The following is a 17,278-nucleotide window of genomic DNA, read 5'->3' on the forward strand; positions in this document are numbered from 1 at the left end:
TCTCGATCAAACGGTCATCTTCGTCGAGCCTATAGCCGGCCACCATCAACAGCTGCATCCATTGCGATGAAGGAAGAGCCGTTCCACAGGGCATCTTCGAACGTGGTGGAGCATAGGCCGGTGAGACTCGTACCTTTGCCGTCGACGGCTTTGACGTACTCGTCAGCTAAATCGTGGTGCGTTTCGCTTTTGACCACGATAGGCCTAGTGAACGGCTTCGATGCCAGGCTCTTGGCAGCCCTATCTACATAGTCGGTGAGAAAAGATCGAGGTAGTCGACGGCAGTAAGAGCCTGGAGATTCTCCAGGTTCTTTCGGCAGGCACTTAACCTTTTGGCCATTCAATAGCAATTAGCGAAGTAGTTAAAATATTTAAACTGGGTAAATTAGTGCGCCTTCCTAGCGCTTTGTATTCAGATGTAACGATTCATCTGAGCGAGTGAATCCGTGGTAACTACGTAGAAGAAGTTTTTTTTGCCGTCAACGTCTTTGGTGCGTTCGCGCCGCTTTACGTTAAGTCCGAACTGCGCAAATATCTTTGTGATATCAGCTTTCTTGGCCTGATCACTCTTAGCTGATCCAATTCTGATACCGGAGCTGATGACGTCGGAGCGAATTGCGTTGAGCTTGTCGAAGAGCGCCACGCTGTCATCTCCAGTCCAGTCATTCGTTCCGCTCATGACTTGTACCGCAGGCTTGAGCAAAGACAGGACTTTCGGAGCACTCGACTCGACGTACTCGTCGCAATGGAAGTGATGATGGAGCTTCCGATACTTCACAATTTTTGCTTCACCCTCACCGCCCCCCCAGAGCCTGGCATCAGCTTTGTTGAAGTCGCTAACCTTCATCACAGCAACAGCCTGCCCACGGACTGCTTGCAGGTGTTCTTCCTCGTCTGCAGAACCAGACTCCACAACGCCCTGGATCAACGCCTCATTGCCTTTGGCGCTATTGATGAGCTTGGTTGCGATCTCGTTTTTAACTGCTTTCCGTGCCTGCCCGTCAGCTCGGGAGCCTGACTCGGCCTGGGCCTCGTCGTGCTCCAGAACCTCGATATTGAAGCCACGGGCGATCAGACTGGCTGGGAGCGTGTTTTGGATGTTGTCGCGCATCCACGCTTCCTGCGAACGATGTGTGTACTCAAGGCACTGAAACTCACCGAGCTTTCCGTTTGCAAACGCAACGGAGCGAATCTTGTCCTTGGCTTCATCGTCAATTTTGAGTCCAGCCAGGATCTCTTCCATTTTCGCTTCGTCGTTCTTGAAGGCAACCTCGACAGATTCCAGCTTGCTGTACTGAGGCTGCTTAATTCCGACTACAAAGCTCTCGGCCCTCCTGTCGCGGCGGAGCATCTGGATGGCATCGCTAGGAACGACCTGGCCCTGGAAAATACCGAAGTGCGCTTTGAAGTGGCCTGACGTAATCGAAAGCGCGGAGATAATGACTGGACTGTAAATGACGACTTTGTGCGAATCTGAGTTTGGGTTTGCAATGAACGCAGCCTGATCAGGCCAGCGAGCATTGTCAGCAGTGATCACCAGCGCTTTAGGCCCACCTTTTCTTTCAATTGCTTTAGCTAGCGCCAGGGCTTCCTTCACGACATCACAAGCGATCAGTACAGTCGTAGCAGCCAGCCCAGTAATCCCGTTCGCCGGATCAGCTTCTCTGCCAGTCGCGGCTTCTACAGCCATGGCCCTGACGTGATTGATGTCACCGGTGCGCACCGTGATATTCGAGTGATCCTGGGCTTTCTTAAACAACCGGCAGTCACCCAGCATTGTCATGCAGCGGCTGTCGATGTCGGCATCGCTGAAAATTACGTTCGCTGTGTTTTTGACGACAAAATCCAGGGTGTCCCATACGGCCTGGCGATTCTTTACTTCGCCGCCCAAGACGTGGCTGATGACCTGCGAGGCTTCGTCGATCACCACAAGGTCGACACCTTGGATGAAATGCTTGAACTTGTGGTTAGAGAGAGAGTTGACGACGATTTTCAAGCCTTTTGCATTGTCCAGGATTTTTGGTTTGTCGCATTCGTCGTAGCTGACGATGCCGTCCATGGTTGCGGCGTTCTTGTTGATCGAACGGCGGTGCGAGATAACCAGCACTTTCTTTCCAGCGTCGAGGTAGTGCTGGATGACCGGGTTGTTGATTCTGGTCGTCTTGCCGTCGCCTGTGGGAAGGCTGATAGCGAACTTGCCGCCGTCTTGAAGGATCATCGCTGTAATCGCTTCAGGGCTCTCTGCCGACTCGCCAGGAGCTGTGAGAAGGTTTGTCTTCGCGTTCATCTGCTCATTCATCTGAGCCAGCTTGCGATTGATCAAGTTGTAGCAAGCTTCCGGTTTGCGACCAGTAGCCGTGGCCAGGATGTTGGCCTTGTCTTCGAGCTTGCCGCTTACGAAAGCATCACGAGCGATCTCAAACGCGGCTGTGTCGAATGCTTTGTCGCTGCCATCGTTTTTGGCGATCAGAAGAGCAATGGACAGCTTCGACATGCTGTAGATGCACCTGGTGATCTGACCGAGGGTTTCGCTGTGGAGGCCGGATGCGGTCTTGTAAGCGACAGAGACTGCGCGGCGGACGTTGCCGTCGACGGACACCAAGCGAGTCACGTTTGCGTACTCTTTAAGTTCAAGCGCCTTGTCCAGGGACTGCTCGTTGTTGTCGATAATAATTACTTTGCGCCCGGCTTCTGTCTTGTCGCTTATTGAATTAACTGCGTTCATATCAATTACCTTCTTTGATGTTTTCAGAGCTCTCACCGCTCTGATGTATCTAGTCTTAAAAATGAGCAACTACTGAAGCAATGCCGATCCAAATAAATAGGCAAAATAAATAAATCACCTATACACAACCTTAATCAAACAATCTAAAAAAAAGCCCTTCTGAACCAAATGTTTTAGCAGCCCAAGCACCGCCCTGATAGTAGTGGGGGTAGCAAAATCTCTTTCTTCTTAGTAGAGGTATTCGTAGGTAGTGGGGGTAACACCCATCGGTTCGGCAAGACCATCTTTGATTCAAAGAAACTTTTTGTAAATACGCCCAAGCACAACTCACTATTTGAAAGCGCAAAAGCACGAAACTCATCGTATCGCCCCCTATATGGCACGCCGCTCAGCTCTCGATTGCTTCCAACTAACTAGCCAAGCCCAAATACTTTAGAAAAGTGTTGCACGAAGGTTTACTCAACTTTAATACTAGATACATCAGAGCGGTGAGAGCCCTGAAACCAAAGAAGGCAAGCAATATGACTATAAAGTATTCCACACAAACATCAGCCGCAACAGGTTATGTATCGACACAAACAACGGACTCACTGAAATCCCTGTTCACAGCACATTTTGAAATCCCAACAGTTCTGGCAGAGAAAACGAATGCCAAGACGTTCGTACCAGCCACCTTCCGCATACCAAACAGATGTGACACAAACGTCATTTCGTCATCTCTGATCATCTTTGACATCGATCAAAAGCTCGGCGAGGGCTATGACAACGACATGGTTGCCCTAGAAGAAGTGGAAGATGCCCTACTGGATCTGAACCTTGAGCACTTCGTTTACACAAGCCACAGCCACACGCCCGAAGCACCGCGCTTTCGGATTGTTATCGCACCTTCGCGGCCAGTATTTCCGGAGGAGCACAGCACGATTTGCGCCGCGATGCTGGAAGCCCTGGACGACTTCCTTGATGGGCGCCTACTTCGGGCAATTGACCCATGCTGGAGAACGCTGTCCCAGTGCTATTACGTCTACACGTCTCATCCAGAGCGTAAAGACCACGCGATCAGCTTTTACAATCCAGGCAGCCCAGCTGACGTCGACGACTTCAAACTACATCAATCTACATACGGCCTTGAGGTGGAATACAAGCCAGGTGCGCCACGTAAAGCTACAGGTCAAACAGGTGCTCGTGGGCGGTCTTATGAACTAAATCGGATCATCGGCGGAATGATCACATCTTCAGCCCAGGATGAGATCGCAAAACGGATTTTTGAAGTAGACAACATCGTCCACGCAGGCAACGAATATTTCCGCGACATGCAGTATCCGAGAAATAGGCCACGCCCAGGTGAGTCGCAAGAAGCGGCAGCATGGCGCTCATGCCAAATCTTCGCGAAGTCCCACATCAACTCGCTTAAAAGAAAGTTCAAAAAACAAGGCGACATTAAGATCGTCAATAAGAAAGCAGAGTCCACAGAGGCCATGCCGACACACGACGCGATGATCAAGTTCAAGTCATTCAACTTTAAGCCAACGAAGAGTGGCGGTGAGACTGTCCTGATTGAGTTCCAAGTTATGTCCGGCGAACACGCAGGCCGTCACTTCTGGCATAGAGTCTATGGCAAGGGTAATAGCGAGATAGCCATCAAGATCAGCGACTCTGTAATCTCGAAGATCTCGAAGGCCACAAACATTGAAATGAAAGCACTCCAAATGTTATGAAGGCAAGTGGCGAAACAGTAATGGCACGCATCAAACATAAACCTGGCACCAACGGCTTTAAGGCCCAAAACGAAATAGGCGACTTACACCTCAATACAATGTAAATTTGATAACAAAAAGTAGCCAGCCACGAACACTCATATAATTACTATGTTATAATGAGTTATGTTCAGGGTTTACCTCCTTTTTCCCTTAGCACCAAGCCTGGACGGTCTCTCTCGCTACCCCGTCCGGGCTTTTTCATGCCCATCTAAGAGTATGCTCTTGACATACTCATAAGTTTCTGCTCCTCGCCCCTTGACGACCCTCATCCAAACATTTAACGTAAATTGACAGATCGGGGAGACAGGCCTGATTTGCATGACCATTTACGTTAAAAAGGAATGTTGTATGAGTGAGTATCTGAACACACGCCAAGCTGCCGGCATCCTTGGTGTCTCGCATGAAACTCTGCGCTTTTGGCGATACACGGGTAAGCACACTGATAAGATCCCGGCACATAAACACATCAGCAGGAAAGTGTTCTACAAACGTGCTGACGTAATGCGTTTTTCCGAGACTATGTATTGCCCTGCGTGACGTAACCGGCTTCCTGAGATTGACCTGATATATCCGAGCACGATGCTCAATTGAGGCCCTGGCATGATGCCCGAGGCACTCCCAAAAACCTGGCCCAGCGACCGGGTTTTTTATCGCCTGAAGAAAGCCCAAAGGTGCCGCTTGGGAGCTACAAAACGATAGTAAAAATATTTTTGAGAAAAGTGAAAATAACTTGGCGAGAGCTTAGCCGCGTGACCAGAAGCTGCCAGGAGATGGCCCGAATTTGAGCCCCAGCTCCCAAAAAGCTACCAAGGAGAAAAAATCAGCTTGGAGATGGAGAGCAGAATGTCGAGAGAGATGCGGCTGAGGCCTAGTATTTTCGGGGGTATTGGAGGGTGGAGAGATGACGCGGATGATCAGGAAGGGTGTTGACAGTCAGAAGCTTTTAAGTCCCATGCGTCTACCAGTTTCGCCATTCGGGCGGTAGCGCTATGCAGCAGCGTGGAAGGGGTTAATCAGGATCAAGCCATTCCGGTGCATTTGCGGCAAGGGGAGGAATATATACATCCCTTTGCACTGAAGCAAGGTCGTAGAGCCCTTTTGGCAATCTGCACCTTTTACTTCTCCGACAGAAAAAAGCGCCATAAATCATTGATCTACAGAGCTCATCCAACAATGTGATGCTTTGAACGCCCTGTTCCGTTGCCGGCGTGGACGTGAGTTCACTGAAGGTTTTCGCGGGTGGCGCAGCTTAACATGCGAAATATCTCGCAACCAACTGATTTTCAAAGGCTTGTTTGTCCACCAGACGCTGCGCGGGATCACGCGCAATCCAAGCCTGATCGAATACTGCGAGCAATCGCGGGTGATTGGTTGTTGATGATGAGAAGGGAGAAAAAGCAGTCAGCGAAGGGTTCGCCCAGCACGTAGGACCTCGCCATCCATGAACCGGTAAAGAGTCGTCTGTGCTGGGCGAACAGGCGCAAGTTAGAAGTAAAACATCACATGTTCAACTGTCATCAATCGGCCATCCGAGCGTGCCAAATTCCGCTGCCGCGTATCATCTGCCGGGTCGATGGTCAGCCGCCGCCTAGTTGACAGGGTTTTGCCTGTTAAACTTCCGGGCCCTTCGAAAGGAATCGACGATATGCCCATGCCTCAGTTTTTTCGCCGCCCTCTCGCACGACGCACGCCTGCGTTGTTGCTCGGCTTCTGCACGTCCATCGCCTGCGCGGCCGATCAACCCGTCTTTCCCGATGCGGCCGCCAGTGATCCGGCAAAACTGGGGTGGATGGTGGGCTCACCGCCTCCTGTTGAACGCACGGTACGTTTTGAAGATGGCAGCTATTTTCAGTTCCCGGCCATGCGCTGGAGCGTGTCGAATTTCCGTCAACTGATGCCCACCATCAACGTATCCCGTGGCCTTGGCGCGCCCGTGGCGTTGCCCACGGCTTTGCGCAGTGATATCGACAGACTGAGTTTCACCCCCATCGGCACTCAACAAGCCATGACTTGGGAGCAGTCGCTGGCCGCCACTTACACCGACGGGATCGTGGTGCTGCACCGCGGAAAAATCGTTTATGAACGCTACTTTGGCGTGCTCACACCCGAGGGCCAGCATGCGGCGATGTCGGTCACCAAGTCGGTAGTGGGCACGCTGGGTGCCACCCTGGTGGCCGAAGGTCGAATCGATGCGAGCAAACGGGTCGTCGATTACGTCCCCGAACTGGCCCACTCCGCCTTCGCCACTGCCAGCGTGCGCCAGGTGCTCGACATGACCGCCGGGCTCAAGTACAGCGAAGACTACGCAGACCCGAATGCCGAGGTGTGGGCCCATGCCAAAGCAGGCAGTCCGCTGCCGAAACCCAAGGGCTACACAGGGCCAAGGACCTATTACGAATTTCTTCAGAGCGTGCAGCTGGAAGGCGAGCACGGTGTTGCATTCAGCTACAAAACCATCAATACGGATGTATTGGGCTGGGTGATTGCCCGCGTCGGCGGGCGCAATGTTGCCCAGTTGCTGTCGGAGCGTATCTGGAGCCGCCTTGGCGCGGAACAGGATGCGTACTTCACCGTGGACTCGATCGGCACCCCGTTTGCCGGTGGCGGCCTGAACACCGGTCTGCGCGATCTGGCGCGCTTTGGCGAGATGCTGCGCAACGATGGGCAATTCAACGGCCAGCAGATTATTCCGCAAGCGGTGGTCACCGATATTCGCCAGGGCGGCGACAAGCAGGCATTCGCCAAGGCCGGTTATGGGCTGTTGAACGGCTGGAGCTATCGATCGATGTGGTGGGTCACCAATAAGGATGGCGGTGCTTTCATGGCGCGCGGGGTGCATGGGCAACGGATCTATATTGACCCCAAGGCGCAGATGGTGATTGTGCGTTATGCGTCGCACCCGGTGGCCAGCAACTCAGCCAATGACCCGGTCACCCTGCCCGCTTTCGACGCTCTGGCCGCTTACCTGCAACGATTGCCCTGAGTGAAGCCGGGCGGAGGCGTTTTGACTCAGCTGGCGTAGCTGGTAAAACCACCGGCGAACGCTCGGCGCCCGGCCCTGATTTCGGTGCGCAGTTCACCAATAAGGTTGGAAATGGATCGCACGCTGGTGAGCTCTGCTGTCGAGACCCCGGTCAGCAGCAGATCCACCCGCCCCGACTCCGGCTCGAACACCTTGATCATCAAGGCCCCGTTAGGGCTCAGGGTGCAGGCGCAGGCAAGCGGGAGAAAGCCGGACTCCAGAATGTGGCAGAGTTCAACAGTCGAGAGCATCACTTGCTCCTTGCGGGGTGTTTATCGAGTTTGTTACCCAGCGTAGGCCAACGTAAGGGCTACCGCTTCGGTCATTGAGAAAAAAATGCCAACTGCCGCTCATTTTCGATAGAAAGTGGGTGGTGGCGTACTCCCAGTACCCCATTCAAACCTTGCCGCGTTTGAAGCTCGCAGCCGAAAAAAGGCCGCGAGACAACCAGCACACTCGCAAGACTGGCCTCCACGGCAAAAACAGGTGTTCTTCTATTGCCTTTGACACTGTCTGATCAAATGGCAAGCCACTTCGCCTAGCGGGCTATTTCCATATAAGACCTATATTGAACTAATGAAGCACGTCGGTATCAATCATGCATAACAGCCAATATGACATTTTTGTGACAACTTGAAGATGGCTGCCGTCTACCCTCGCACACTTGAGGTGCAGTAGTTGTCCAAAGCGAGCCGGTGGGGTGCATAGATGAAAAATAGAGCGACAGTCATTTGCACACAGGACGGGCAAATTCTCTTCGTGCGTAAACAACGTTCGAAATGGACGCTACCGGGCGGCAAGGTTGAACCCGGAGAAACCGTGGCCAATGCCGCTATTCGAGAGTTGCGAGAAGAAACAGGGTTGGATGCCAGCGAACTGCTTTACATCCTGCAAGTGGAAGCCGGCAATGTACGCCACCATGTCTTTGAAGCGGCGGTCATCAATGTCGAAGATGCCCGCCCCCTCAATGAAATTGCCGACATTGAATGGCATGCCTATGGCGCGGCGAACGGACTTGATGCTACCGGCCCAACCAAGACCATTGTCAGTTCATTCTTGCGGCGCTTGTAAGCGCCGCCCCTGGTCACAAGTTGCAACTGTGCTGAAGTTCGAAGGGCAGAAAGACCGTATCGACCACGGCTGAAAATGGCGCATCAATCGCCAGCAACGGCCATAGGACGCCGTTATTGTCCTTGGCCAGACTCCAGTCAATCCGTACACCCAGATACGGACAACGAAAGTCCGTCGTGCGAGCCAAAACAGCAGTACAACCGCTGATCAAAACCAAACCGATCACCAACATCACTTTCAGATACACGCAACGTCCTTATTACTGCCTGGGGCAAACCGCGCGCATTCTCACACAACCAGGACAGTTGCACCTTGCAGAGTGAAACTTCTGGCGCGAAGTCGACACTTCATGCCATCCACACCAGCGCCGCCAGCGCGACCATCAGGGTATTGAGGCAGACCAACCCGAAACCAAACCGCACCAGGTCGCCCTCCTCCTGGGGGCTGGTCTTGGCCAGCCCGAGGACCAGCATCACGATTGACAGCGAACCCAGTGCCGCATGACCTGCCGCGCTGTTCTGTACCGCGGCCAGCAGCAAGCGTGACGACTCAGGCAACAGTGCGATGGCCGGCATGAAGATCGCGTTGCCGCCCACATTCGAACCGGTCATGTACCCGGAGAGCGCCCCGAACCCCGCGATCAGCGGCATCACCGCCGAGGGCGCCAGCCCTGCCAACGTCTGCACCAACCCCGACAGAAAGCCCGCCTTAACCATCATTTGTGACATGGCGAGAAAAAAGAAAATCGTCAACAGCGGCCGTTTGGTACGAACAGCCAGGCCACGCAGCAGCCCATTTTGATTGAGCTCATGACGGCGCAAATCCCTTTTGTAGAGCAGCAAGCCGATCAAGACCAGCGTCAGCGCGACGCCCGGGGAGGCCAGCGGCTTCCAAGTCACCTGGGCGCCCTGCACCAGCCAATGGTCCTGCCACTGCGTGACGGCGCTGAGTAACTTCAAGGCGCCGATACAGGCGATCAGCGCCAGATACGGCCACGCCTGGCGCGGCCAGCGTACGCCTTCGCCCTGGTGACCTGTGCGACGCACCCGCGACAGTGCCCACAGCAACACGGAACAGGCCACCACCAGGCCCGCGCCGACTCCGGCGACCTCCGGCCCCAGCCAGCGGCTCGCGCCGTACAACACGCTGACAAAAAGCAGCCAGAACGCCCCCAGCACACCGAGCGCTCGGGCCTGTCGCACACCCGCCAGGTACAGCGCCACAGTGCCGAGCGCCAGGAACACCAGTGAGCTGGTCAGGGCCGAGGTGGAAGCCAGCGCCGAGGCATCCAGATGCGCCAGCGAAGCACCGATTACTGTGGCCAGCCCCAAGGTGCCCCAGGGCATGATCGCCATGCCGGTCAGGGCGATACGCAGGGCCACGCGGCGCTCGAACAGGCTGAGCAGCAACGGCACCGTGGCAATCAGGGACACCCCGAAGCCGGTCATCGACTCCAGCAATGGCGCCAGGCCCAGGACGATAAATACCACCTGCTGTGTGCGATCCAGACCGAGGGACTGCACCCACTGGCTCAGCACAAGATTGACGCCCAAGCGCTCGATGAGAATGACGAACGCCATGCCCGGCACGATGACAAACGCGGTACTGAGAAACAGCACCGCGGTATCCCGGCCCGCCGCGAGCAGGGTTACGGTTTGCCATGCATCAGCAGCCCCTGCCAACCACAAAACGGCCACCAGCGCGGTCCCGGCCATGGCCGCTTGCACCGGCGGACGGCGCAGCACCATGAGCATGAACATCACGAGCAATACGGGGGAAAGATGCACCAATATCGACATGCCAAAATTATCCTGTGGGGTTTCTCGACGGCTCCTGAAAAGCAGGGCCGGGCGAGATAATATTTCTTTCACGAGGATAATTTTTCGCTGAATCGTGGTAGTTTTCGGGAAATTATCTCACTTAGCCATCATGCCAAAACCATCCGCTACCACGCCTTACGCCCTCGATGGATTCGATCGCGCCATTTTGGAAATCGTCCAGTTCGACAACACGACGCCCCTGCGCCTGCTGGCCGATCGAGTAAACCTTTCTTCGGCCTCGGTACAACGCCGCCTCAAGCGCATGGAAGAATGCGGGGTGATCACCGGTAACGTGGCGATCGTCGACCCTACGCGGGTGGGAAAAGCCATCACCATCGTGGTGGAGGTCATGACCGAGCGCACAAGCATCGACGCGTTGGAATCGATGAAAAAGCATTTCGCGGTGCCTGAGGTCCAGCAGTGCTACTACGTCACCGGTGAAGCCGACTTCGTGCTGATCGTCAACGTTGGCTCGATGCAGGAATACCAGGCCCTGGCGCGGCGCCTGTTCGCCGAGAACGCAAACGTCAGGTGGTTCAAGACCATGGTGGCGCTGGACCGCTTGAAGGTCGGTCTCGAAGTGTCCTGCACGGATAAGTAGCATCCGCCTGCGGGTCGTTGATCAATCCCAGGCAGCACTCAGAGCCGATAGTCTCTGAACAGCTCTTCCTTGATGATCAGCAACGCGTCTTCGTAGTAGCGTTCGCCGCGGGCTTCGCTGAGGGGGACCGAGCGGACGCTTTTACTTCCATCGCGCGGCGTATGCTCGCAGGTGATAAAAAACTCCGCAGTCTGCGGGTTGAACTCCAGGTAGTAGAACAACTCCCGACCCTCACGGTCCCAATAGCCAATTTCGCGCCGTATCATTTACCACTCCGTGACAGTGAAAGAGGCCCATTCTACGGACCTGATAGCCCTGCTTGAATCCTTTGAAGATCAGCGCCTTGCGAAATGGGCGCCCTGCCGGGGAATTCTGCGACGCTGGCCGGGTCCATCAACAAGCCCCCGAGGCCATTATTTAAGCCACCGGCTTTACCTGAACCACTCGCGCCAGCATCATCGCCTGCTCGCACTCATGGAGGACCTGCAACATGCTCAGGGATTTTTTTGATGGGCTCTTCAATCGCCCTCCGACCCAAGACGGGTTCGCCCAGAAGATGATCAAGGCCGCTCGCGACAGCGGCTACAGCGCCACCCTCGAATACCTGCCGGACGAGTTCCGGCTGCGTCACGGCGATAACGGCTTCTTCAATCTGCACAACGCTTACCGCGACTACCTGAAAGCCGATAAACAACACAAGCCACAGGTTCTCTCTGGCTATCTGGCAACCCTGCTCGGCGCCGAGAGCAGTCCGATACTGACCTCCGAGCAGGTTCGGCCCTTGCTGCGGCCGGTGATCCGCAACCTCGCCATGCTGGAAGAGGTGCGCCTGCATCATGTCCGCAGCGAAGGCTGGGACTCACCCTACATCGTGGCGCATCGGCCATTGGGCAAGGACTGCGTGACCTTGTTGGCGGTCGACTACCCCGAGACCACCTCCACCCTGACCAAGGGCCCGCAGGATGATTGGGGCATCAGCTTCGACGAAGCCTTGGCCATTGCCCTGGACAACCTGCGTGAAGCCACGCCCGATGCATTCGAAGAGATCATCCCCGGGCTTTACCTGGGGGCCTGGAAGGACGGCTACGACACCAGCCGAGCGCTGCTGCCCGATGTTCTGCAGCGCGCGCCGATCAAGGGCCAACCGGTGTTCATGATGCCCACCCGCGATGTGCTGATGGTCACCGGAGACAAGGACCCTGAGGGCCTGCGCCATATGATCGAACTGAGTTGTCAGGACGTGGAAAACGGCCGCGTCCTTTCCGGCCAGATCTACACCTACGATGAGCGTCAGATCATTCCTTTCGTGCTGCAGGATCCGGAACTTACAGAGCGGCTGGACGCCCTTGCACGGCTGATGTCCCACGGCATCTACAGCATGCAAAAGGAGATGCTGGACAAGGTCCATGCGGATCAGAAAGAAGATGTATTCGTCGCCACGTACATGCTCTACGAAAACGCTGAAGACAATGGCAAGACCTTCTCCATAGCGGCCTGGACAGAAGGCGTCGAAACTTCCCTGCCCAAGACTGACCGGATTGTTCTGGTGCAACCCCATCATGAAGGCTCGGCAGTGACCGAGATGTTCGCCTGGCAAGACGTCGAATCGGTGCTGGGGGAGCTGCTTTCACCCGACAAAGACCTCTACCCGCCGCGCTATCGCACCCTGGGTTTCCCCAATGCCGAGCAACGCAGTCGCCTGACGCCCATCGTCTGATGGGAAGGACACTGGTGGCGAATAAGCTTGCTCGCGCTGGCCGGCGGGCATCACGGCGCGCTCAGGCCTGCCCCCTCACACAACGGTCAACCCGCCGCCGGCAGCACCTCGAACCTCATCAGCCCTGAACGGATTAAGGGAACACTTGAATAGCCTTGCCCACCTCAGAATCAAATTGACCATCGGCGCAATCATTGGCCTGTTGCCGGTAACACTGGTGTTTATCCAGGGCGCATACGCGGCCCTGGTGCAGATCGTGGGCCGGTTAGGCGTCGGCTCTGACACCTTTGTGCACGCACTGATCATCATTGGCATTGCGACGTTCAGCCTTGCGATTGGCTGGAAGATCTATGCCATCGCCATGAGTGCCTACCCCAGGTTCGAAAACAAATGCCTGTTGGTGTCGGGTGTCGTGGCGGGAACGGCATTGGGCCTGCTTATGGTGGCGCTTGAGAGCGGCTCCCATAGCCTGTATTGGCTCATTTACCTGACGCCGAGCATTACCGCGACGACGATGCTGGTCGTGACTCAGAAGCGCATCGCTGTGGCGGCAAGGCGCCAGGATTGAGCCAGGGACTCCGTGAAGTATCGAGCGGGAAAATGGCCCGCCCGGGACCCACAGGGGCGGCGCCCTTCCCCGCTATCGCTCACCGACTCAAGAACTTCACGAAAATCAGCTCGGGATCACCGGGGTCAAGATTCTCGATGCTGCCGCTGTCTTGGTAACCGAGTTGCTTGAGCAACTGGCGCATCGGCTCGTTCGAGGTGTTGGTCGACGTGAAGATTTTTACCCCAGCGCAGCAGCGCTCCAAATGAGTCACCAATTGTTGGCCTACGCCACTGCGCCGACATGCGCTTGAAACCACCACCAGCGAAATAAACCATTCGGCAAAAAAGCGTCGGTCCAGGCAGCCATAACCTACTGGCACCCCAGGCGGGTTCGCAGCGCAGGCCACCCAGCATTCCCCCGCAGCTACGGCGCTCTCGATGTCATCCCGGCGGCCGGCGTCGATCCGGGTTACGGGATCGATCTCCACCAGAAGCTCAATGTCGCTCAAGACCGCCGGCCTGATGTGCCAACTCATTCACTTGCCCTCCATGCCAGCCCCACTGTTCACCCTCACTCCCGGCCGATCAGCGTCAGCAGTTCGGCAAAGCTGCTTGCCACCCGGCACAGGCTTGCATCCGGATCGACACCGTCAAAGGAAACGATTGGCAGCGGAACTTGACCCCGGGTATCGAACGCGAACAACTGGCCGCCGCCATCGCTGCCCAATACAAACAACCCGGGAGCGCTGTCCGCGAACATTGCGATTTGCTCACTATCCGAGGCTGTTTCAGCCGGGTCCAGGCACAGGGTGAAAAAGGGATCAGGTAGCGGGCCTTCACCACCGTTGCTACAGGCCAGCAACTGGTAATACTCCAGGGGTAGAACCGATGGGGCCACGGATCGGAGGCGCTCCAGGGCGGCGGCAGACGCGCCCTCATTTCCAACCCAGCCAGAATTGATCTGCACCGATAAATCTCCTTGATTCGTCTACGCGCCGGTCTGAACGCCAATGCCCAGCTCGGCCAAGCCTGCCTCGGCCTGCGACCTCAGGTTTAACTGAGCGGGCCCGAAGCTTGGCGGTAGGTGGAAATCAATGCAACGAGATCTGCACGACGCTCTTGCCCTCCGCGGCACCGACCTAGGCAATGCTCGAAACCACGGGGGCGCAATTGCTGGAACCTCTGGCAGACACGGTTGGTGGCGAAATGAGCCCAGCCAACACCGATTTGATACCCATCTGCCCTCTCCCATGAATAACCTGTAGACGCGTTGCTCATCGCCCGAACAAAATGCCCCATTCCCTAAAGGGCCGCCGCGGAATGGTTATTGAATGGCAAAGAAACAACAGATGCACACCGAGGCAACAACCGCTGCCGATATTGAGCGTTCCATTCAGGCCCTCAACAAAATGGCCGAACGCCTCTGGGGAGATGGCCGCGAGGTCGAAGCCAAAGCACTCCTGGACGCACTGGATGGATTAAACAGGGCGCTGGACCGTATCAGAATCGGCGAAAGTCGCAGAGTCAAAACCCTTCATTAAGCCCCCCTGCTGAGCGCAAATGCTGTGGAGACCTGACCGAAAACTTCGCGCCTCCCAACTCCGCGGGCCGCAGAAGATTTAGTCACCCAGGAATTTTAATAGTTGAGTCAATACCGACTCTTCTTGAGCATCCAATGCGGCTTTGATCTCGCTACATCGGCCCTTCAGCGACAGGCTATCGCCAGCCAGTATTTCCCCATTTGCCCTGCATATATCCAGGGCAACACAAAAAATGCCGGTATCGACTTCCTCGCCATCAAAAACAAGTTCAACTTCCTTGGGGAAAAACGTGACATACACACACATTTTTTGACCCGGGTAGGAGTAGTGCCCCTTATTTCTCGTCAGTGAAATATTCTGACTTTTCGAAGCCTTCCTAAAGATGCCGTCTAAAAACCCTTCAAGAACATTAACAATGTCTAGCCCTTCACCCACGATCCAGCTCCTTGCAACTCAAGTATTTCAGTACGCCTCCAGCAGCACTAAGCCGAAGCCAGGAGCATTGGCATGAACGCCGGGCCGGGCACATCCGTCACCTGCCCTTCATCAGTAACGACACAGCCGACGGCGCCCGCAAAGAGTTCCTGATCTTCAGAAGCGATGTTCAGCCTGCAAACGACTCGATAGCGAAACAACCAGCCCTGCGCGACGCGACCGCACAGCTCTACCACCTGTTCATACCCATCAAGGCCCAAAGGCCCGGCACCATGAGCTGTTGCAAGCCGGGTGGCTGCGTTAAGGGCCTGGATATCGTGACTTGCAGGATCTTCGTGCATCCGGGTTGGCCTGGATCGGTAATGGGGCTTGGCGTACGCGCGGCCCGCGGAGGGTCGGTTTGCTCGCAAAGCCTGCGGTCGACCCAGGGCAGCACGAACATGGGCTGCTGTTTTACCCGAACCCTGCACGCCAGGACAATCGCCTGCAGCATCAAACCTCCTGAACCTCGGCCGTTCTGGCATGCAGCCGGACCACCCGCAGCACCGTAAAAACACCCAGGATCGGCGCACATGCAAACACGCCAAACAACCAGCCGGCAGCGCTTGCCGTACCGGCGATGCCGCCAGGATCCGTGAGGCCGGCGACGTTCGCCACCATCCCCGCCAACGCCGCGCCGAGAGCAGTGGCGAACAACTGCACGGTGGTGATAGAGGCTGCCGCCAGATCCTGCTCGCCCGCCGCTGCGACCTGAAACACCCGGGTCAGCAGATGGGGCCAAGCCAGCCCCACCCCCAGCCCGATGGCGACGAGCGCCAGGCAGATCGGCGTGATCGCGAGCCAGCCGCCGGCACTTTCGCGGGGCATCAACACAGCAAGCGCTGCCATCCCGGCCAAGCCGAGGATCGGACCAGCGAGGATGGCGTACCGGATGCCTTTGCCCGTCGCCCCTGCGCTGGCAATTGACCCCAGCGTCCATCCGGCCGCCATAAGCGCAGCCAGATAACCGGCTGCGAGCGGGGACTGATGGTGAAGAACCTGCAGGAACAGCGGCACGAAGATCTCGCCGCTGGTCACCGCCACCGCAAGCAGTGACATCGTGGCATACAGCGCTCCCAGCGCTGTTGTAATGCGCAATGCACCTTCCGGCAGCAGGCGATGACGGGCGCGGCCTTCAGTGCCTAGCAGCAGAGCCGTCAGGATGGCGGCGGTGATAAGGCCTGCCATGTTCCAGGCGAGGATCGAGGAAACACTGCCGAATGAAACCGCAAGAACCGCCGACGTCAGGAGAGCGAGCTGGGCGAGTGGAAGCGGCGAGCGTTCGCCTTTGTCAGCCCTGCGCTTGGGCAATACGGCGACAGCCAGCAGGGCAAACAGCAACGCGGCTGGAATCAGCGACCAGAACGCCGCTCGCCACACACCCAGTTCAGCGAAGACACCGCCAACGGCAGGCCCGACCAGGGTGGCCACGCCCCACATGCCCGAGACTAACGCCATCGCGCGCGGCCATAAGGTTTCATCGAACACCAGCCGGATCATGGCGTAGGAAAGCGCGAACAAAAACCCACCGCCCAGCCCCTGAACCAGGCGTCCCGCCAGCATCACGGGCATTGACGGGGCACTTGCACAGATGAACGTGCCGATCGCAAACACCAGCGAGGCAATCACGTAGGCGCTGCGCGGCCCGGCGCTGGTGAGCAACCTCGCCGACAGGGCCGATCCGAGAATGGACGCCGCGACGAACAGGGTGGTGTTCCAGGCGTAATAATCGATACCGCCGATGTCCGAGACCACAGAAGGCAGAATCGTGGTGGCGATATACACATTGATCGCATGCAGCACCACACCCCCTGCCAGCGCCAGCGAGCGCACGCCATTCCAGCCGGACAGCAAGGCGGCCCAGCCAGTCCTTGAATGGCGGTCGGGCGCCGTTTGCGAATAGTGACCAGAAGAAATATGACGCTTGTCCATGTGCACCCCACTTCGAGAATTCACCCGCTGCGGCGAATGAAGGCTTGCAAAGGCAAGCCGACGCTCTTT

The 17,278-nt window shown here is 56.3% G+C and carries 18 protein-coding genes; 8 read left to right on the forward strand and 10 right to left on the reverse strand.

The window, feature by feature from the left end; all coding sequences use genetic code 11:
• Positions 1-412: 412 nt before the first annotated feature.
• On the reverse strand, positions 413-2,725 hold the full coding sequence (locus tag CF161_RS01460) for a hypothetical protein (RefSeq protein ID WP_020294768.1): 2,313 nt from the start codon (positions 2,723-2,725) through the stop codon (positions 413-415).
• A 521-nt stretch (positions 2,726-3,246) separates the two neighbouring features.
• Here CF161_RS01460 and CF161_RS01465 point away from each other — a divergent pair.
• From CF161_RS01465 to CF161_RS01475, 3 genes are all read left to right on the forward strand, one after another.
• Complete coding sequence (locus CF161_RS01465) at positions 3,247-4,440, forward strand: hypothetical protein (RefSeq protein WP_020294769.1); 1,194 nt, start codon at positions 3,247-3,249, stop codon at positions 4,438-4,440.
• 390 nt (positions 4,441-4,830) lie between these two features.
• Entirely contained in the window at positions 4,831-5,019 is a 189-nt protein-coding gene (locus CF161_RS01470; RefSeq protein ID WP_043228339.1) for a helix-turn-helix domain-containing protein, read from the forward strand.
• A gap of 1,108 nt (positions 5,020-6,127) precedes the next feature.
• Entirely contained in the window at positions 6,128-7,465 is a 1,338-nt protein-coding gene (locus CF161_RS01475) for a serine hydrolase (protein ID WP_020294770.1), read from the forward strand.
• A gap of 26 nt (positions 7,466-7,491) precedes the next feature.
• Here the strand turns inward: CF161_RS01475 and CF161_RS01480 are convergent, their stop codons facing one another.
• Positions 7,492-7,755: a DUF1652 domain-containing protein gene (locus CF161_RS01480; protein ID WP_020294771.1), complete on the reverse strand. Its 264-nt coding sequence runs from the start codon at positions 7,753-7,755 to the stop codon at positions 7,492-7,494.
• A gap of 457 nt (positions 7,756-8,212) precedes the next feature.
• Here CF161_RS01480 and CF161_RS01485 point away from each other — a divergent pair, with 457 nt between their 5' ends.
• Positions 8,213-8,575: an NUDIX hydrolase gene (locus CF161_RS01485; RefSeq protein WP_043228341.1), complete on the forward strand. Its 363-nt coding sequence runs from the start codon at positions 8,213-8,215 to the stop codon at positions 8,573-8,575.
• A gap of 13 nt (positions 8,576-8,588) precedes the next feature.
• On the opposite strand, the gene CF161_RS01490 is transcribed toward CF161_RS01485, so the two are convergent.
• Positions 8,589-8,822: a YceK/YidQ family lipoprotein gene (locus tag CF161_RS01490; protein WP_256206294.1), complete on the reverse strand. Its 234-nt coding sequence runs from the start codon at positions 8,820-8,822 to the stop codon at positions 8,589-8,591.
• 100 nt (positions 8,823-8,922) lie between these two features.
• Positions 8,923-10,374, reverse strand: coding sequence for an L-lactate permease (locus CF161_RS01495; protein WP_020294774.1), 1,452 nt, complete (start codon positions 10,372-10,374; stop codon positions 8,923-8,925).
• Positions 10,375-10,504: 130 nt separating this feature from the next.
• Between CF161_RS01495 and CF161_RS01500 the strand changes: the two genes are divergently transcribed.
• Positions 10,505-10,996 carry an Lrp/AsnC family transcriptional regulator gene (locus CF161_RS01500; RefSeq protein ID WP_043228343.1) on the forward strand — a complete coding sequence of 164 codons (492 nt, stop codon included), beginning with the start codon at positions 10,505-10,507 and terminating at the stop codon, positions 10,994-10,996.
• Between the two features lie 38 nt (positions 10,997-11,034).
• Here the strand turns inward: CF161_RS01500 and CF161_RS01505 are convergent, their stop codons facing one another.
• The gene (locus CF161_RS01505; RefSeq protein ID WP_020294776.1) at positions 11,035-11,262 is read right to left on the reverse strand and encodes a hypothetical protein; all 228 of its coding nucleotides are present in this window, start codon (positions 11,260-11,262) and stop codon (positions 11,035-11,037) included.
• A 224-nt stretch (positions 11,263-11,486) separates the two neighbouring features.
• On the opposite strand from CF161_RS01505, the gene CF161_RS01510 reads away from it, so the two are divergent.
• Complete coding sequence (locus CF161_RS01510; RefSeq protein WP_020294777.1) at positions 11,487-12,713, forward strand: hypothetical protein; 1,227 nt, start codon at positions 11,487-11,489, stop codon at positions 12,711-12,713.
• Positions 12,714-12,858: 145 nt separating this feature from the next.
• Positions 12,859-13,281 (forward strand): hypothetical protein, encoded by a 423-nt coding sequence (locus CF161_RS01515; RefSeq protein ID WP_020294778.1) that lies wholly within the window; start codon positions 12,859-12,861, stop codon positions 13,279-13,281.
• Between the two features lie 79 nt (positions 13,282-13,360).
• Here CF161_RS01515 and CF161_RS01520 read toward each other — a convergent pair whose 3' ends face one another.
• Positions 13,361-13,798, reverse strand: coding sequence for a GNAT family N-acetyltransferase (locus CF161_RS01520; RefSeq protein WP_020294779.1), 438 nt, complete (start codon positions 13,796-13,798; stop codon positions 13,361-13,363).
• Positions 13,799-13,833: 35 nt separating this feature from the next.
• Complete coding sequence (locus tag CF161_RS32705; RefSeq protein ID WP_156882625.1) at positions 13,834-14,229, reverse strand: SMI1/KNR4 family protein; 396 nt, start codon at positions 14,227-14,229, stop codon at positions 13,834-13,836.
• Positions 14,230-14,593: 364 nt separating this feature from the next.
• Here CF161_RS32705 and CF161_RS01530 point away from each other — a divergent pair, with 364 nt between their 5' ends.
• On the forward strand, positions 14,594-14,803 hold the full coding sequence (locus tag CF161_RS01530; protein ID WP_043228346.1) for a hypothetical protein: 210 nt from the start codon (positions 14,594-14,596) through the stop codon (positions 14,801-14,803).
• Positions 14,804-14,881: 78 nt separating this feature from the next.
• On the opposite strand, the gene CF161_RS01535 is transcribed toward CF161_RS01530, so the two are convergent.
• The 3 genes from CF161_RS01535 to CF161_RS01550 form a co-directional block, all read right to left on the reverse strand.
• Positions 14,882-15,238, reverse strand: coding sequence for a hypothetical protein (locus CF161_RS01535; RefSeq protein ID WP_020294782.1), 357 nt, complete (start codon positions 15,236-15,238; stop codon positions 14,882-14,884).
• 47 nt (positions 15,239-15,285) lie between these two features.
• The gene (locus CF161_RS32710) at positions 15,286-15,579 is read right to left on the reverse strand and encodes a hypothetical protein (protein ID WP_156882627.1); all 294 of its coding nucleotides are present in this window, start codon (positions 15,577-15,579) and stop codon (positions 15,286-15,288) included.
• A gap of 151 nt (positions 15,580-15,730) precedes the next feature.
• Positions 15,731-17,209 (reverse strand): MFS transporter, encoded by a 1,479-nt coding sequence (locus CF161_RS01550; protein WP_043228351.1) that lies wholly within the window; start codon positions 17,207-17,209, stop codon positions 15,731-15,733.
• Positions 17,210-17,278 lie beyond the last annotated feature (69 nt).

This window comes from Pseudomonas sp. CF161 (genome assembly GCF_000416215.1).
Lineage (GTDB): Bacteria > Pseudomonadota > Gammaproteobacteria > Pseudomonadales > Pseudomonadaceae > Aquipseudomonas.